Genomic DNA, 17,628 nt, shown 5'->3' with positions numbered 1-17,628 from the left:
CATTTTGCTATCTTGACTTTTTTTCATTTTAGCTCAAAACTAATTAGGAAACAAAATAAGTTTCCTAATTAATCGAGATAGGTAGGTCATCATGAAAACAAATCAAACATGGGCAGTTGACGACATAAATCAGTTGCTACTTCCACATCCATTACGCATGGAAATGGGTATTGAGCGTGATGAAAATGGGTTATTAACGGTCGCCGTTCGCACTGACTTACAGGGTTGTAAAGGTCGAATGTTAGCATGGTGGTTTACCTTTTTTGAAACCACACAACATATCCGCTGGTGGCATCCCCATGACCATGTTGCTCATCACGGCTGGGATGAAAAATGGCAAAAAGGGGAGAGTTTTATTGGCGCTTCCATTCATGCTGTTGAGTCTCTCGGTGCGATCCCACCAGTGGCAGCGAAGTTAAAATTTAGAGATCCAACGGATTTCTTTGAGGCTTCAGCGTATGAAAAAGCCATCAAAGAGGGGCATATTTCCGGTGCGGTTTGCTCTTCGATTGGTTTTGGTGAGCATATTGAAATGGATGCCAAGGGGTATCCTATTGATGGGAAAATGATGCATCTAGCCCGTGATACTGAGTTTGGTTGTGTATTACGTAGCCGTTTCTTGCTAGGGGCATCTCTTGAGGATCCGCGCACACAGCTGTCCGATGAAATTGGATTAGAGCTAATGCGCCACTGTTATAACGAATTTACCTATTTGTCTCGTTTTTTGCCATCGCTGTATTACGGCGAGCACGCGAATGGGGAAAATGCGCCATTACCATGGTGAAATAGGGTAGAGCTTCAGCGAGATATCAACATAATTAAACTATAAACAAAGTCTGGATGGCTGGCGCTATACCTCTGAGTATCGTTAGCTTTCCGGGCTTTTTTCTCTAAATAGTTTCAAGATAATACTCGTGATAATGGCGATAGCTCCACCCAAGGCAGTTTCAAGCACACGGTCAAATAATAAGGTATAGACCGGATGACGCCAATAAACCACTTGTTCAAGAACCGAGAGGATTAGGCTGGTGACGACAAAAGTCATAAAGGTATAGCCGTGATGAAAACTCATTGGTAGCAAAAAGGCGAAAACTAAAATAGCCACTAGCCCAATATAAGGCATCAACGGGGTATTAAATAACAGGAATAGGAATAACACGGAAATTAAGCTACCCGCCACCCGTTGCAGTGTAATGTGCACAATACTTTCAGATTTTGGGTGCAATACAAAAACGAAAGTCAGCAATGTCCAATAGAAATGCCCTAAGTCTATCATCCGAGGGATAGCCAAAGTTAACAATAATCCAATGGTATAGGTCATTGACCGTGGAATAATATTTTTACGTAGGGTAAATAGATTTTTTTCCACAGTAAGTGGCGTAATAATGGAATGGCGAGTCATTTTGTGGCTGAGAAAATAATAGGTGAGCAAGGTGACGCCACTGCCAATTAAAAAACCTAATGTCAGGCTTTTTGACACTTCAGGCAAGATTGTACCAATGGTGGACATGATAATCATGAATTTCATGGTCAAGTCCATGATCGGATCTGTGCCATAGAGCTGATAATAGATAAATGAGAATATTGCCAGATAAATATAAAACCCAGTGCCTAAACGTAGCGTATCGCCAATATAGATAGCGACTAAAATCATGGATAGCCAAAAAGCAGTATAGAGGTAATTTTTATATTCTTTAGCGGCGTTAAATAGGTTAAATGAGTAGAGCGTCGAAAATGCTGCCCACATGGCGGCCTGAACGTCGATCAGTGCGAGTGCAGTGAGGGCACTTAAAACTAAGCAGCTGCTGAACAGAATTCCGTCATGGATCGCAGGGATTTTCTTCATATTATGATGCTCAAAATTCGTTATCTAACTCTTTAATTATTAAGAGTATTCTATGATAACATATTGCTATTTGAAGACAAATTTCCCTTTCAGTAACCTATGAACCTTTGTTTTTGATGGGATAAATAAAGATGTTGATTATGCGTGAATGTATTCATCTATCTGAAAAAATGCATAATAGCGCAGAGCGAGAGCAATTTGTCGTCATGATAAGGAAGAATACATGCAAATAATTAATCCCCATGATTTTGTTTGGGTTGGTAGTAACAACGATGTTCCTCTTGATACCCTGCCGGAATGGGTTCAAACGCAGTGGAACAGTAAACTACCCCTTATTGTGCACCGAGAGAAGGCAGGTGAAAACCAACTCACTGTGGCCATTCGCGGTATTAAGCCCCATCAGCGTGTGACAACCCAAATTTCAAAATTTGCTATCACGCACATTATGAATGTGGAATCTTTAGTTTCAAATTCTATTGAGCTGCAACGTTCGATGTTTATTGCGTTACCGCCTATCCAAGTTTTGTTGCTAATTTCTCAGCACAATTGGCCTTGGAAATGGGGAGTGACGGGAAGCTGCGCTTATACATTGGCGACAGATATTCAAAGTATGCTGACAGATTGTGACCTTGATGTTGTTATCCGCTGCCCAACTCGTCAGAAAAAAGAAGATTTTGCGCAGTTTGCTATTAAAGCGAATACACCATATTGCCCAATTGATATTCATGTGGAAACACCGAAAGGCGGATTTTCTTTAGCGGAATGGTTTAAAAATGACCAAGTGACGCTGCATACTCCAACGGGGGATGTGATGGCTGCCGATCCTTGGGATGAAAGCCTCTAGGTGATTTGTGAATAAAACAAGCAGTTTGGGTCTATTTCTTACTCAAACTGCTCAAAAATTAATTTTGATGCTCGTACAGGTGTTTTTTTAGTGTTCGATATTTGGCTCGATTTCTGCGGCACGTTTCCACTCTTGCATCGCCGGTAATGCAATAATGCGTTCAATCCATTGTTGAGCTTGTTCATTGACTTTTAATTGGTAGCTCTGAATACGAAACGCTACTGGTGCAAAAAATGCATCAACGGCAGTAAAGTGTTTTCCTGCTAACCAAGGTCCTTCAAATTTATCAAACCCTTCCTGCCATAATTGCTGAATGCGATTTAGGTTTCCTTGCAGTTCATGGGAAATTTCACCAAGAGGCTCATTTCTTGTCACATTCATCGGGCACTGTTGGCGTAGTGCGGTAAAACCTGCATGCATTTCAGCGCTTGCGCAGCGAGCCCAGGCTCTTGCTGATTTTTCAGTCGGCCAAACTTGAGGGAAATCTTCGGCAACATACTCACAAATTGCCAATGAGTCCCAAATGGTTTTATTGCCATCAATCAGGCATGGCACTAAGCCGGAGGGTGAAAAGCGGCTAAATTTTTCATGGCTACTTTTGCCATTTTCGAAGAAGCAAATATTCTCTTCAAAAGGAATTTGCAATGCTTTTAACAGGACCCAAGGCCTTAGAGACCATGAAGAGTAATTTTTGTTGGCAATCCATAATGTATACATACGCTAGCCTCTAAGAATAAAGAAAAAACAACCTATAGATAGAGCATCAATTTAGCAGGAATCGAAAAAATTAGGTTAATTTATTCGTTGAAATAAAAATCTCACCTACCTATTTTAGAAATGCTGAACTATATTTATAACAAATTCATCTATCATATTAAGATGGGTAATAAGAAAATCAGCAGGATAAATAATCCTAGAGGTTATTAGGTGTAATCTATTTACATAAATAGAAGATTCTTTATTAAAGGTTTACGCTTGTAATAACAAAAATAGAATTCACCTATTTTTCATCATGATGATGATACTATTTGAATATCTTCGACAAAATATTTGTTTAACTTTGGGATAGGAATAAAGCCAGATTAACCTTATGATTATTCACTCTTGGTAAAACAAGTAATTACCTTTAAAACTATATGGTTTTTAAACTATGCAATGGAAAAATAACGCCACTCGTTATGGGCATCTTTCGCTGCTCATTCATTGGTTGGTCGCAATTGTCGTATATGGAATGTTTGCATTAGGCTTATGGATGGTGTCATTAGGCTACTATGACACCTGGTACCATCAAGCCCCGGAAATACATAAAAGCATAGGGATGTTGCTATTCTTTATCATGCTTTTTCGTGTGGTTTGGCGATTTATTTCTCCACCACCTAAGCCGTTATCAAGCTATAGCAAATTAACGAAATTTGCTTCAATTACGGTTCAGCTTTTAATTTATATTATTTTATTCTCTATCTTGATCAGTGGTTATTTAATTTCAACTGCGGATGGACAAGCGATAAGTGTATTTGGTTGGTTCGAAGTACCTGCATTATTTACTGGTGCAGCAGAACAAGCCGATACAGCAGGTGAGATTCATCTTTATTTAGCTTGGGCTGTTGTTTTGTTATCTGTTCTGCATGCATTTGCAGCTTTAAAACACCATTTCTTTGATGGTGATATTACTTTAAAAAGAATGTTGGGCTTTAATCCCGATAAATAACGTGGAGAGAGTTATGTTGAAGAAATCTATTTTAGGTCTTGCTGCAGGGACTTTATTATTATCAGCAGGATCTGCACTGGCAGAAAACTATCAATTTGATAAACAAGGTCAACACGGTTTTATTGAATTTCGTATCCAACATTTAGGTTACAGCTGGTTATACGGTAGCTTTAAAGATTTCGATGGTAACTTTACTTACGACGCGAAAGATCCGGCGAAAGATAAAGTTGAAGTGACGATTAAAACTGGCAGCATTGACACTAACCACGCAGAGCGTGATAAGCATTTACGTAGCCCAGATTTCTTAAATGCAGCAAAATTCCCAGAAGCAAAATTTGTCTCCACAGAAGTGAAAAAAGAGGGTGACAAATACCTCATAACAGGGGACTTCACCTTAAATGGCGTGACGAAACCAATCACTTTAGATGCAAAATTAACGGGTGAAGGTAAAGACCCATGGGGTGGCTACCGCGCAGGCTTCGAAGCGAAAGGGAACATTAAACTGAAAGAGTTTAATATCAAATCTGATTTAGGTCCTAAATCCCAAGAAGTTGAATTAATGCTATCTGTTGAAGGTGTTCAAGTTAAGTAATTCGTATTTTTGAAATACTTTTCCTTCGATTTATCAAAACCGCAGAGACTGAAATAAGTGTCTGCGGTTTTTTCATTCGATATACGGATTGGAATGGTTAATTTTCTGCTTTTTTTACATTTACTCTTATTCCTATAGCGATATTGACGCATTTACGACTAGAATGATAATAAGAATTTTATTATTGAGTATTGGTTTTTTTGTTTTTAAAAGACAGTTGTTTAAAAGACAGATAGTTAAAAGGCAGATTCACTTTGAATACAAACAGTTCACGCAAAATCGCAGTAGTCGTTAGCATCATTTTTATTATCGTTGCGTTGGGTTTTTACTGGTTAAGTAAAGACAACAACGTACTATCGACAGAAAGTAATAGTGAAATTCATTCAGAGGCCATTGCTCAAGTTGAAAAAGAACTGCCGATTTTAGTCACAATCAAAAAATTAAGCCCTGTCACTTACCAGAGCTTTGAGCCTTTAATGTCTCAATATGATCCTGCTAATGAAGACTTACGCCGTCAATTATTGGATCAGGTTGTTAGCCAATCAATGAAGTTGGTCGTTGAGCGCATGCCTTATGCCTCCGATGAAACAGTGATTAATTTTGCCGCTAAAGTGAACGACAATATCAAATCATTGTTAGAGCAAGACCCGTCAGGAAAAATGTGTTATGACGCTCTATTCCCGCAGTTAAGGGATCCTTCCAATGTTATACCGCCGCAGAAAAGCCAAGATGTATTATTGAAACAGGTCGGGGCGATCAACGCATTATTAATTTCCAGTGAAGCGGGTAAGAAATATATGCCGTTGTCTCAAGATGAATATCAGCAAATCATGGAGACGTTGAGAATCGAATTAATGGGTAAATATGGTAATGACGTCACCATGTTGATTAATATCGATGAAGGCAAAAAAAATCCTGCCAAGGTATGCGAAATTACAATTAGCCTGTATGACTCGACGCTGAATATTGCGGACACGCAGAAAAAAGCTGGACTATTGCGTTATTGGTTTTCTTTAAGCAAAAAGTAGTGACGGAAGCCAACAGGCTAACGAATTGATAAAACTCATCTCCTTATAGGATTAACTCACTGTAAAACGTAAGCAGTTTGATTGAGTTAATCCTTGTTGCATTTTGTTTCAATATCCATCCGCTAAAAACACGCTGAAAACGATATACTGTCTAATATAAATAATAGTTATTTATTCGCGTGGCTTATCTGCGCTACTCATTCAATACCATTTGGAGGCAAGATGCGATTTGTGAAGAAAAGCATTGTTACGCTCTTAACCATCGCTGCAATTTATGTTCCTGCCATGGTTTCTCAGGCTTGTACCCGTGTTGTTTATCTCGGGGAAGACCAACAAATCATGACAGGTAGAACCATGGATTGGAAATATGATGTGGGTACCAATTTATGGATTTTTCCACGAGGTATGGAGCGAAATGGCGTGGCAGGGCCAAAATCACTCAAATGGAAATCCAAATACGGTAGCGTGATAGCGTCAGGTTACGATATTTCTACGACTGATGGCGTTAATGAAAAAGGGTTAGTAGCAAACTTACTCTGGCTCGCCGAATCGAAATACCCTGAGTTAGATAATAAAAAGCCTGCGCTGTCTATTTCGTTATGGGCACAATACATGTTGGACAACTATGCCACGGTTGAAGAAGCCGTTGCCGCATTAGAAAAAACGCCATTAATAGTCGCAACTGACAAGGTTCCGGGACAAAATCGCTTAGCGACTCTACATTTATCACTTTCCGATGCGAGCGGTGATAGCGCCATTATCGAATATATCGATGGCAAACAAGTCATTCACCATAACCGTAAATACCAAGTAATGACTAACTCGCCGGCGTATGAAAAGCAGTTAGCGATGCAAGAGTATTGGCAAGGTATTGGTGGCACGGTAATGCTACCGGGAACCAACCGTTCAGCGGATCGTTTCGCTCGAGCGCAGTTTTACATCAATGCTATCCCACAAAAAACAACGCCAAATAAAGCGGTTGCTAGTGTGTTTGGGGTGATCCGTAATGTGTCTGTTCCATACGGTTTAACGTCGGAAACGTCCCCTGAGATTTCTTCTACCCGTTGGCGCACACTGGTTGACAGCAAACGTCAACTCTATTTCTTTGAGTCTGCTTTAACGCCAAACATTTTTTGGACGGATCTAAAGAAAATTGATTTTTCTAATGAGACCGGAAAAGTGAAGAAATTAGATCTCGGTGAAGAGCAAAGCCATATTTATTCGGGTGACGCGACCGCGCAATATGTTGATACCAAACCGTTTGAATTTTTAGGGCTGAGTGCAGAGCAGTTGGGTTACTAAGTTTATAAAGTCAGGTTTCTAAGTCCACGATTTTGAATTTAACCTCCTGAGCAGCAGGAGGTTGATGCACATCAACTCATCTATTCTTTATCTATGAAAACGTTGCACTATCGAGATGAACGTCATAAGATGTATTTAATATGCAACTTAAAGGTAACCCCATGACTGAATTAGTGTGCTACAAAACCATGCCTGTTTGGGATAAGGCTTCGATTCCGTTAATGTTCCAAGACCGCCATAACACCAAAGAAGATACATTCGCCCAATTGAAGGTGCTACAAGGCTCCCTCAATTTTATTATTTTCAATGAAGATGGCAGCGAGCAAAAATTTACGTTTAATACGCAAAATCAACCGCCCGTGATCCAGCCACAAGTCTGGCATCGCATTGCCGATTGCAGCGATGATGTGCGTTGCCAACTCTCTTTTTTATGCCGCCCTGAAATTAAGTTTTATAAGCAGTATGATCTCAGCGAGCCTCACTCTGAAGTACGCTATCTTTGCGAGAATAACCTAGCAAAACCTTGCAAAGTGTTGGATTTAGGTTCAGGCCGCGGGCGTAATAGCTTCTATCTTGCTCAGCAAGGGTATGATGTGACGGCGGTGGATATTAACCAAAATCACATTCAAGCCATTGAAACTGTTAAGCAGCAATCGGGCATAGAAAATATCGATACCGCGCTGTATGACATTAACAGTCACCAAATCCAAGGTGACTATGATTTGATTATTTCCACAGTCGTATTGATGTTCCTACAACGGGATAAAATTGCTGACATTATCGCGGATATGCAATCACATACCCGAACGGGTGGGATTAATATAGTGGTATGCGCGGTAGAAACGCCGGATGCGCCACTGGATATGGTGCCATTTAAGTGTTTCTTAAAACCGGGTGAATTGCAGCAATATTATCAAGACTGGGAAATCCTCAAATACAATGAAAATCCAGGACACTTGCATAGAACGGATGCGCAAGGTAATCGAATTAAACTGAACTTTGCAACATTGATTGCCAAGAAAAAATAACCTGCGATAGCGAAGATAATGGGTTGTTAAATTAACGAGGAAAATCAATTTATTGATTTTCGCCTGATAACACAAAGAGGGAAAAACCACTCTTTTATCCCTCTTTGTCATCAACATCATGGGTTGCCTAGGCAACCCATTTTACGTTCTATATTGGGGCATAAAACCAATGTTAGGCTTTTGAATCTGCCGCTTGTTTTTCACTACGCTCTAAGGTTTTTTCGAGCAGTACAGAATAAAGTGGTCGACCCCCTAAGAATTGCGCCACCATCGTTGCGCCAATGCAGGTAATAATCATCGGTAAAATCAATTGATAGTTATTGGTCATTTCCAACACTAAGACAATCCCCGTTAACGGTGCACGTACTGTAGCTGCAAACAATGCCCCCATACCTGCAATCGCAAAGGTACCGACTTCAATTGAATAATTTGGGAACAGCTCCAGCGCCGCATAACCATAAATACCCCCAAATAACGTACCAAGTGCTAATAACGGTGAGAAAATCCCTCCCGGCGCACCAGAACTAAAGCTGATTGTTGAAGTTAAAAAGCGCAGGGCAAAAAATACCATTAGCATGGTGATGGTGAAACTATTGGCGACCATTTGGTGGATCACGCTATAGCCACCCCCTACAACTTCAGGAGCAAATACACTGATAGCGCCACAGCTACCACCAATCAAGCCTCCCATCAAAACAAATCGTGAAATTTTATTTTGGTAGAAAGCTAAAAATAGACTTTGCAGATAGAGCAAGAAGCGGTTAAAGCCAATGCCCACGATCCCAAACAACATGCCTAAAATCAGATATAACCATAGGGTTTCCATGGGGGCTGAGGAAAATTGCCCAATATTCAGAATCGCGGCTTCACCATTAATTAGGCGAAAAACAATGGTGGCACTCACAGCGCCAATAAACACGGCTTTGATGGAAATAAGGCTGTATTTAAATTGTGGGCGCATCTCTTCGATGATAAACAGAATTCCCGCTAATGGGGCATTAAAGGCGGTAGAAAGACCCGCAGCGGCACCCGCAGCCAATAATGTATGGCGAGATTCATTATCTTTGAGGCGAAATAGGTCATAAAACATTTGGCTAATGTTTGCCCCTAGTTGCACGGTAGGCCCTTCACGACCGAGCACCATGCCGGAACCTAACGTACCTAATCCACCGACAAATTTCACTGGGATCACTCGCCACCAACGGACAGGGCGCAAATCTTGCAATGCCCCTTCAATTTCAGGGATCCCGGAGCCTCCCGCTTCAGGTGAAAAGCGTTTAACCAAATAATAGCCGAGCATAGCTAATAGGGCTGAAGCCACAAACATAGCGGGGATCACCAACCATTTATTGGTGACATATTGGTTAACAGACGAGATACGAATATTGCTGACCCACTCAGTACCTAGCATAAATAGGGAGCCTATCAGCCCAACGACGGCACCAATAATAGCCGCTAAAACAAGCACTTTGAGTGGAGTTTTATCGGATTCTTTTACATGACGTAAAAAACTAAAGTGGGTTTTGTTGTCTGATTTTGGAGTCGAATTAGCCTGCATCATCGCTTTTTGATTCTCTTAAAATGATTTAACAACAATAACTTATGAAGTATGAATGATAAACATAGTATAGCAATACTGCTTTGAAACCCCAGAGAAAAATCAAATGAGATCAGCAAAACAGCCTATTTTACAACATTGAATAATTCTTATTTATAGTGAAAGTTAATGTAGATCAACAAACCTTCAAATAGAATTTTAAGGCGCTTTTCTATTTATTTAAAAGGGGTAATCTTAATGTTGTATATGAAATGCAACTTAAAGGGGTTTCCTCCATGTATTGTGTGCAATGTGAACAAACAATTAAAACACCCGCAGCAAATGGCTGCGCTTATTCGCAAGGTATGTGCGGTAAAACCGCTGAAACTTCAGACCTGCAAGATTTATTAGTTGCTGTCCTGCAAAGCTTATCTGCTAGTGCGGTGGTGGCTCGTGAACTGGGCATTATTGATCATGATGTCGACAGTTTTGCGCCGCGCGCTTTCTTCTCTACATTGACCAACGTTAACTTCGATTCTGAACGTATTATTGGTTATGCCCGTGAAGCGATTTATCTGCGTGATAAATTAATCAAACACTGCTTGTCAGTGAATAGCGCAGTGGCATTTAACCACCCGCTGATCAACCTGCAATTAGCAGGGCAGGATATTGATACACTGCAACAGCAAGCTGCACAATTTGCGTTAGATATCGATAAAGCGCAAATTGGCGATGATATTCATGGCTTACGTATGCTGTGCCTGTATGGTTTGAAGGGCGCGGCGGCCTATATGGAGCACGCTCACGTTTTAGGTCAGTATGATAACCAGATTTATGCTCAATACCATGAAATTATGGCTTGGTTAGGCACATTGCCTGCGGATATGAATGAGCTGCTCGACAATGCGATGGCTATCGGCATGATGAACTTCAAAATCATGGAAATTCTGGATGCAGGCGAAACGGGAGAATTTGGTCATCCAATTCCAACGGAAGTTAACGTGCGTCCAGTCGCAGGTAAATGCATTTTGATTTCAGGTCACGACCTGAAAGACTTAAAAATGTTGTTAGAACAGACCGAAGGCACAGGCATTAATATTTACACCCACGGTGAAATGCTGCCTGCTCATGGTTATCCTGAACTGAAAAAATACGCGCATTTAGTGGGTAACTACGGCAGCGGTTGGCAGAATCAGCAAGTGGAATTTGCGAAATTCCCTGGCCCAGTTTTAATGACCTCTAACTGCATTATCGACCCTGATGTGGGTGAATATAAAGCGCGTATCTGGACTCGCAGCATTGTGGGTTGGCCGGGCGTGAAACACATTACAGGCGACAGTTTTGCTGAAATGATAGCGCAAGCGCAGGAAATGGCGGGCTTCCCATACACTGAAATCGAACACAAAATTACTGTCGGTTTTGGTCGTCAAACTCTGCTGGGTGCTGCGGATGCGGTGATTGATCTCGTTGCTCAGAAAAAATTACGCCACGTATTCTTAGTCGGTGGTTGTGATGGTAGCCGTGGTGAGCGCAGCTACTACACGGATTTCGCTCGCAGCGTACCGAAAGACTGCCTGATTTTAACGCTGGCTTGCGGTAAATACCGTTTCAACAAATTGGACTTCGGTACCTTAGAAGGCTTACCGCGTTTACTGGATGTGGGTCAATGTAACGATGCCTATTCTGCCATTATGTTAGCGGTGAACTTAGCAGAGAAATTAGGTTGTGGTGTGAATGACTTACCACTGAGCCTGATCCTTTCTTGGTTCGAGCAAAAAGCGATTGTGATCTTGTTAACCCTGCTAGCGCTGGGTGTGAAAAATATTTACACCGGTCCAACGGCTCCGGGTTTCTTAACCGAAAACCTGCTGAATATTCTGAATGAAAAATTCGGTATGCGCAGCATTACCACGGTTGAACAAGATCTGGCGGAAATTCTGCCAGCGTAATTAGAAGGAATTCAGGGGGGAAGCGGCTTTCCCCCTTGCAAGGAGTAACCCATGACCATGCCAACAAGCCTATGTCCGAACAGAATGCAAATTCACTCGATAGTGCAGGAAACCTCAGATGTTTGGACAATTAACCTGATTAATCATGATTTTTACCAATATGAACCAGGGCAGTACGCGCTGGTGAGTATCAAAAACAGTGATGACGTAATGCGCGCTTACACCTTGTCTTCATCGCCAGGACAAAGCCGTTTTATCTCCATTACGGTGAGACGATTAGACGAGGGTGCAGGCTCTTGTTGGCTGACAGGAACGGTGAAACCGGGAGACTATCTTTGGTTGTCTGAGGCGCAAGGGGAGTTTACGTGTGCCAATGTACAAAGCCACCAATATTTAATGCTCGCAGCCGGTTGTGGCGTCACACCGATTATGTCGATGACTCGTTGGTTGATGGCGAATCGCCCTGAAACGGATGTCAAAGTGCTGTTTAATGTGCGAGATGAAAAGCAGGTCATTTTCGCCAGTGAGTGGCAAAGATTGGTCCAGCAATATCCGCAGCGTTTGCAACTGTGCATCATGCCGGAAACACCTGATAACGGCGGTGTTGCACAAGGTCGCTTGAGCCAAGAAAAACTGCTGGAGTTAGTACCAGATATTCATGGCCGTGTGGTAATGACTTGTGGGCCTGTTCCGTATATGAAAAATGTGCAGGAATTTTCTAAGGCATTGGGCGTACCTGCGGAACACTTCTTTATGGAGCGTTTTACTACGGGTGGTGATGAGGCCGTGAGTGAAGAGGTGCTGAACTTAAAAATTCGCCATCGTTTAGTGAACTTCAATGTACCTGTGGGTACATCACTGCTGTCTGCGTTAGAACAGAATAAACAACCGGTGATTGCCGCGTGTCGCGCAGGGGTGTGTGGTAGTTGCAAAACAAAAGTGCTTTCGGGGAATTACACAACCAGTAGCACCATGACATTAACTGCGGATGAAATTGCTAACGGTTATGTTTTGGCGTGTAGTTGCCAATTACAAGGCGACACAGAAATCGCTTAATCGATTTTCGATAATATAAAATTTAAATGCCTCATTAATTGCCATCTTATTATGAATATAAATAAGGTGGCTTTTTTTGTTTATTAATCGATTTATTTGAGTGGCAAAAGATAATCAAAAAATAATAAAGTAATTCATAGCGTGATTATGACGTTATGTATTATGAATAATATAAGCTTCTATTAAAGTTACAAATGGTTACACGCTGAATTCTTGATATACATTAACTTAAACAAATCTTAAACAAGGGTGGGCTATAAAAAAAAGAGCGGGGCAAAAGGGTGGTAATTGAACACTCAGTGGGTATAATTCGCGCCGCATCCAAAGTGCAGTAACTCGTTAGGCGAGGCTCCTATACAAACATAGGTTACTGATCTGACGACGTCGAGAGACGCCCAAGATTAGGACAGGATATATCGACCGAAGGTATATCCCCATGTAACTTCCTGATTTATTCAGGATACGTTGTATAGTGCTAAAACCGAGACGAAGAGATAGCAAACGCATTCTCTCATCTGGTTTCGCCCCTATGTGAGTACTGTTTGAGTAAACAACAGTAATAGGGACTAAAAAAATGTCATTTTCTACCCAGAACAAAGCGGGTGCAGTAGCTATTGCACAATCCGCGATGAAAGACGCTCGTCAAAAGTCTAATCAAACACAACCAACTAAAATTGATGATTCAACTGTTCACGCATATATGAGCCAATCATATTTGCCTGTATCGGTTGCCGACTCTGTGGCGTGTGTGAAGAAAAATCTTATTGAACATCTCGAAGGCGAACAAATTCCAACGTATTTATTTGTCGTAGATAGTGAAAACTATTTAAATGGAATTCTGTCCGTTAAATCATTACTTGCCTCAGCAGAAGATTTATTAGTGTCGGATATTATGCGCCACAATTATTTCTCTGTTTCCCCTGAACAATCACGCCATGATGTTTATGATTTAATTAATCACAGTGGTTTGGATATGATCCCGGTTGTTCAGTTTGGTAAGTTAATGGGTGTATTACGTCCTCAAGATATTGCAGAACTTATTGAAGACGAAAATACCCTCGATGCACAATTGCAGGGTGCTACTACGCCACTCGAAGAGCCATATTTAACCACCAGTCCAGTCACTTTATGGCGTAAGCGTGTTGTGTGGTTATTAATGCTGTTTGTGGCTGAAGCCTATACTGGAACCGTGCTGAAAGCGTTCGAAGAGCAACTTGAAGCCGCCATTTCACTGGCGTTCTTTATTCCATTATTGATTGGTACCGGCGGAAACAGCGGAACTCAGATCACATCGACCCTCGTGAGAGCGATGGCGTTGGGGGAAGTGAGTTTACGTAACCTCGGAGCGGTATTGAAAAAAGAGGTTTCAACCTCGTTCTTAGTGGCTATCACCATTGGTGGCGCGGCGTTAATTCGTGCTTGGATCTTAGGTGTCGGTCATGAAGTGACTATCGTGGTGAGCTTAACGATTGTGGCTATTACCGTGTGGAGTGCGATTGTTTCTTCTATTATCCCAATGGTTCTGAAGAAGCTGAAGGTTGACCCAGCGGTGGTTTCTGCGCCATTTATCGCAACATTTATTGATGGTACCGGCTTGATTATTTACTTTGAAATCGCGAAATTAGTGATGACGGAGTTCGCTTAAGTTCAGTCCTACCTCTTGATGCGGCAGGGAATTAACACTCTGCCGCTGATTCAATTTCTCGCTTGAGAATTTCCCCGCATTTTCGACATAAATATTGGTTTTCCCCACGCTCGACTTTGTTATGCCTTCTGATGGTCAGTTCATGAATTGTGTCGCAACCACAAAGATAACGAAAAGTTTGGCTTTTGACGCTGGTCACTGCAAAGTTGTGAGTCCGTTTCGCCGTTACCCCTAAAACCGTCTGCATCATCCATTTCCACTCATTGCCATGAGGGGAGACCCCTTTACGCCCAAATACACGGTAAACCAGCAAATGAGCGAGCTCATGGGGGATCACTTCGTCCACAAAATTATCTGGATTTTCAATTAACAACGTCGGATTAACGCGAATTTCCCAATCTTTTAAATAGGCGCTGCCCGCGGTGGTACCACGTTGTTTATAGTTGATGGTTGGCTCTGGAAATTTCTGTTCCAGTTTTTCTTCAGCTAACGCAAGCTTTTCACGCAGGGTTTTCATCACTCGCTGCTGGAGCAGAATGGGTACTCGGATTGTTTTCATGGCGTCAAGAATACGTGAAGTCATACAGTTCTAACAAGTGATAATTGACAATCAATATATCAAAACATATATTATTATGAAGTATAATAATATAGATAAGTAACTAGAGATTGAATGATGCCAAAGAGTGAACAACCCAACTCAGAACAGCTGCTTTTAGCAATGACCCAAGCAGCAACGCAAACTGCGTCATTATTAAAAACACTGGGGAATCCAGACAGATTGTTACTGCTGTGCCAGTTAACTCAAGGCGAGGCTTGTGTGAGTGATTTAGAAGCCTCGTTAGGGATTGTACAGCCGACGTTATCCCAGCAGTTAACCGTGTTAAGAAATGAAGGATTAGTCGCGACGCGTCGTGAAGGTAAGCGAATCTATTACTCCATTGCGGATGAGAAATTATTTACCTTACTCAATACCTTGTATCAACTCTATTGTCCTGTGAAGGGGAATTAAAATGACGATTGATTGGGCACATTTTACGCCGGGCTCTGCGGCAATTGGCGGTGTTTTGATTGGTTTAGCGGTGGCAATATTATTGATTTTTAATGGGCGAATTGCAGGGATCAGCGGGATTTTAGCGGGGGCTCTGAAACCAACGAAAGGGGATACAGCGTGGAAACTGGCGTTTATCATCGGGATCTTGGTTGCACCATTACTGCTTATTACCTTTGTGTATACGCCAGAAGTCACTATTGCAACAAGCACGCCATTATTGATTGCAGCGGGGTTGTTAGTGGGCTTTGGGACTCGATTAGGTAGCGGTTGTACCAGTGGGCATGGCATTTGTGGTATGGCGAGATTTTCCCGTCGTTCCATGGTCGCAGTCGCTATTTTTATGCTGGTGGCCTTTATCACGGTTGCTGTGATTAACCACTTTGGGTTAAGAGGATAAAGTGATGCCAATCATTATCGCGTTAGTTTCCGGTATTTTATTTGGGTTGGGCTTGCTGTTAGCCGGTATGGGTAATCCTGCAAAAATTTTGGCATTTTTGGATATTACGGGAAATTGGGATCCTTCTTTATTGGTCACCATGGCAGTGGCGATGGTGATAAGCGGCATCGCTTTTCAGTTAGTGAAAAAGCGTAAAACCAGTGTATTAAATTGCCCATTGCAGATCCCAACCAGTAAAGTTATTGATAAAAAATTAGTGATAGGCAGCGTGCTGTTCGGTTTAGGTTGGGGGCTTGGGGGGATTTGCCCGGGACCTGCTATTTTGTTAACTGGTATGGGACTGACTCAAGGTATTTTGTTTACGTTGGCGATGATAGCCGGAATAGCTATTTTCCAACTATTTCAACGAACTGAAAAGTAAGTTTCAACGCATCAAAAAGTCATCAAGATGAATGAGTCAATTAATTTGGTTATTCGACCCAAAAAATGAGGCGAATAAGTCAGTTAATTGACTCATCGATTTAACACCATGAACCCGTAAATAGCGGTTCTTGGCTTAAGCGATATCGTGTACTGCGCCCACCGCTAGCGCCTTCCTCAAGAAAACCATGCTCAACAAGCTCTGCTAAATGGCGTGTGGCACTTGAGCGACTCACTTTTCCCACCGCCATATATTGACGGTTATTGATCCCATCAGCAAAGTCACCATCCAACATCCTATTAAGCACTTTTAACTGCTCTGGGCGCAAAATACGTTGGTCAAATCGATTCCAATATTTTGTCTTTTCAATGGTTAATTGGATCTGCTGCAAGGTTTCATTGATGGCTCCATGTAGTGTGTCGATAAACCAAATCAGCCATTGGGTGAGGTCAATATTTCCACGTTGGGATTGTTCGAGTATTTGATAATATTGCTTTTTTTGTTCATTGATACGTTGGGACATCGCATATAACCTAACCGTGGTTTTCTCGGCTTGGGCTAAGGCTAAGTCCATGATTAAACGTCCTATTCGACCATTTCCATCATCAAACGGGTGAATAGTGAGAAACCATAAATGGGCAATGCCAGCTCGAAGAATTGGGTCTAATGTCGAGTCATGCTGGCTGTGGTTAAACCACGACAGAAATTGTTCAATTTCATGAGGAATTTGCTCTGATGGCGGCGCTTCAAAATGAATAGTGGGCTTGTCTAATCGCCCTGAGAGGACTTGTATTGCACTAGGCCTAAAACATCCAACGGTGATTTTATTAAACAGGCTATCATTTGCAGGAAACATTAAAGCATGCCATTGGCAAAGCCGCGCAGCTGTTAAAGGTTCTTCAAGGTTGTTAATCGCATCTAAGGCAGATTCAACTAAGCCATGCGTTTTTTGATCTATCGGGAAAGGGGCATCATCGGAAATACCCAAATGGTTAGCAAGGGAAGAGCGCACGGAACGTGCATCGAGCTTCTCACCTTCAATATCACTGGAATAAATAATATTAGAAAGGATGTTATCTAATACATATTGGCGCGTATCAAAGGTATCGCATCGGCCATTAAGTTTACCTTGAAGAAAAACAACATCGCGCAGTCGTGTTTGTAACTGCGTTTGGTCAAAGGTAAATGTAGGCCAATTAGGTTGTTCCCAGATCCACATGT

18 protein-coding genes and 1 riboswitch are annotated in these 17,628 nt (G+C 41.8%); of the genes, 13 read left to right on the top strand and 5 right to left on the bottom strand.

The features are described 5' to 3' along the window. Positions 1–91: 91 nt before the first annotated feature. A complete protein-coding gene (locus tag LDO73_RS12885; RefSeq protein ID WP_224058302.1) occupies positions 92–784 on the top strand; it encodes a DAPG hydrolase family protein in 693 nt (230 codons plus the stop codon). 84 nt (positions 785–868) lie between these two features. On the opposite strand, the gene LDO73_RS12880 is transcribed toward LDO73_RS12885, so the two are convergent. Then, complete coding sequence (locus tag LDO73_RS12880; RefSeq protein WP_224058299.1) at positions 869–1,846, bottom strand: FUSC family protein; 978 nt, start codon at positions 1,844–1,846, stop codon at positions 869–871. A gap of 223 nt (positions 1,847–2,069) precedes the next feature. Between LDO73_RS12880 and LDO73_RS12875 the strand changes: the two genes are divergently transcribed. Continuing rightward, positions 2,070–2,690, top strand: a complete 621-nt coding sequence (locus LDO73_RS12875) for a malonate decarboxylase holo-ACP synthase (RefSeq protein WP_224058298.1) — start codon at positions 2,070–2,072, stop codon at positions 2,688–2,690. Between the two features lie 87 nt (positions 2,691–2,777). Here the strand turns inward: LDO73_RS12875 and LDO73_RS12870 are convergent, their stop codons facing one another. Beyond that, positions 2,778–3,407 carry a glutathione S-transferase family protein gene (locus tag LDO73_RS12870; protein WP_224058297.1) on the bottom strand — a complete coding sequence of 210 codons (630 nt, stop codon included), beginning with the start codon at positions 3,405–3,407 and terminating at the stop codon, positions 2,778–2,780. 433 nt (positions 3,408–3,840) lie between these two features. On the opposite strand from LDO73_RS12870, the gene LDO73_RS12865 reads away from it, so the two are divergent. The 5 genes from LDO73_RS12865 (at position 3,841) to tehB (ending at position 8,348) form a co-directional block, all read left to right on the top strand. Continuing rightward, entirely contained in the window at positions 3,841–4,398 is a 558-nt protein-coding gene (locus LDO73_RS12865) for a cytochrome b (RefSeq protein ID WP_036952053.1), read from the top strand. Between the two features lie 13 nt (positions 4,399–4,411). Then, positions 4,412–4,990 carry a YceI family protein gene (locus tag LDO73_RS12860; RefSeq protein ID WP_224058296.1) on the top strand — a complete coding sequence of 193 codons (579 nt, stop codon included), beginning with the start codon at positions 4,412–4,414 and terminating at the stop codon, positions 4,988–4,990. A 254-nt stretch (positions 4,991–5,244) separates the two neighbouring features. Beyond that, complete coding sequence (locus LDO73_RS12855; protein WP_224058294.1) at positions 5,245–6,018, top strand: topoisomerase IV; 774 nt, start codon at positions 5,245–5,247, stop codon at positions 6,016–6,018. A 222-nt stretch (positions 6,019–6,240) separates the two neighbouring features. Continuing rightward, entirely contained in the window at positions 6,241–7,320 is a 1,080-nt protein-coding gene (locus LDO73_RS12850; protein ID WP_224058293.1) for a linear amide C-N hydrolase, read from the top strand. 140 nt (positions 7,321–7,460) lie between these two features. Beyond that, positions 7,461–8,348, top strand: coding sequence for an SAM-dependent methyltransferase TehB (gene tehB, locus LDO73_RS12845; RefSeq protein WP_224058291.1), 888 nt, complete (start codon positions 7,461–7,463; stop codon positions 8,346–8,348). Between the two features lie 172 nt (positions 8,349–8,520). Here tehB and clcA read toward each other — a convergent pair whose 3' ends face one another. Beyond that, positions 8,521–9,909 carry a H(+)/Cl(-) exchange transporter ClcA gene (gene clcA / locus LDO73_RS12840; RefSeq protein ID WP_224058289.1) on the bottom strand — a complete coding sequence of 463 codons (1,389 nt, stop codon included), beginning with the start codon at positions 9,907–9,909 and terminating at the stop codon, positions 8,521–8,523. A gap of 272 nt (positions 9,910–10,181) precedes the next feature. On the opposite strand from clcA, the gene hcp reads away from it, so the two are divergent. The 3 genes from hcp to LDO73_RS12825 all read left to right on the top strand — a co-directional run bounded on the left by hcp (position 10,182) and on the right by LDO73_RS12825 (position 14,535). Then, on the top strand, positions 10,182–11,834 hold the full coding sequence (hcp, locus tag LDO73_RS12835) for a hydroxylamine reductase (RefSeq protein ID WP_224058287.1): 1,653 nt from the start codon (positions 10,182–10,184) through the stop codon (positions 11,832–11,834). Between the two features lie 51 nt (positions 11,835–11,885). Then, positions 11,886–12,890, top strand: a complete 1,005-nt coding sequence (hcr, locus tag LDO73_RS12830) for an NADH oxidoreductase (protein WP_224058285.1) — start codon at positions 11,886–11,888, stop codon at positions 12,888–12,890. A 328-nt stretch (positions 12,891–13,218) separates the two neighbouring features. Beyond that, positions 13,219–13,391, top strand: a riboswitch (M-box (ykoK) riboswitch). A 73-nt stretch (positions 13,392–13,464) separates the two neighbouring features. Then, positions 13,465–14,535: a magnesium transporter gene (locus tag LDO73_RS12825; RefSeq protein ID WP_224058284.1), complete on the top strand. Its 1,071-nt coding sequence runs from the start codon at positions 13,465–13,467 to the stop codon at positions 14,533–14,535. A 31-nt stretch (positions 14,536–14,566) separates the two neighbouring features. Here the strand turns inward: LDO73_RS12825 and LDO73_RS12820 are convergent, their stop codons facing one another. Further along, on the bottom strand, positions 14,567–15,094 hold the full coding sequence (locus LDO73_RS12820; RefSeq protein WP_224061187.1) for a SprT family zinc-dependent metalloprotease: 528 nt from the start codon (positions 15,092–15,094) through the stop codon (positions 14,567–14,569). A 117-nt stretch (positions 15,095–15,211) separates the two neighbouring features. Between LDO73_RS12820 and LDO73_RS12815 the strand changes: the two genes are divergently transcribed. The 3 genes from LDO73_RS12815 to LDO73_RS12805 are packed head-to-tail and all read left to right on the top strand — an operon-like array spanning position 15,212 to position 16,407. After that, positions 15,212–15,547, top strand: coding sequence for an ArsR/SmtB family transcription factor (locus LDO73_RS12815; RefSeq protein WP_154602506.1), 336 nt, complete (start codon positions 15,212–15,214; stop codon positions 15,545–15,547). A 1-nt stretch (position 15,548) separates the two neighbouring features. After that, positions 15,549–15,986 (top strand): YeeE/YedE family protein, encoded by a 438-nt coding sequence (locus LDO73_RS12810; protein ID WP_224058282.1) that lies wholly within the window; start codon positions 15,549–15,551, stop codon positions 15,984–15,986. A 4-nt stretch (positions 15,987–15,990) separates the two neighbouring features. Further along, on the top strand, positions 15,991–16,407 hold the full coding sequence (locus tag LDO73_RS12805; protein ID WP_224058280.1) for a DUF6691 family protein: 417 nt from the start codon (positions 15,991–15,993) through the stop codon (positions 16,405–16,407). Between the two features lie 100 nt (positions 16,408–16,507). On the opposite strand, the gene LDO73_RS12800 is transcribed toward LDO73_RS12805, so the two are convergent. Beyond that, positions 16,508–17,626, bottom strand: coding sequence for a Fic family protein (locus tag LDO73_RS12800; protein ID WP_224058278.1), 1,119 nt, complete (start codon positions 17,624–17,626; stop codon positions 16,508–16,510). Positions 17,627–17,628 lie beyond the last annotated feature (2 nt).

The organism is Providencia alcalifaciens, assembly GCF_915403165.1.
Taxonomy (GTDB): domain Bacteria; phylum Pseudomonadota; class Gammaproteobacteria; order Enterobacterales; family Enterobacteriaceae; genus Providencia; species Providencia alcalifaciens_C.
The sequence above is the reverse complement of the archived record's forward strand: the minus strand, read 5'-3'. Positions and strand labels throughout refer to the sequence as shown.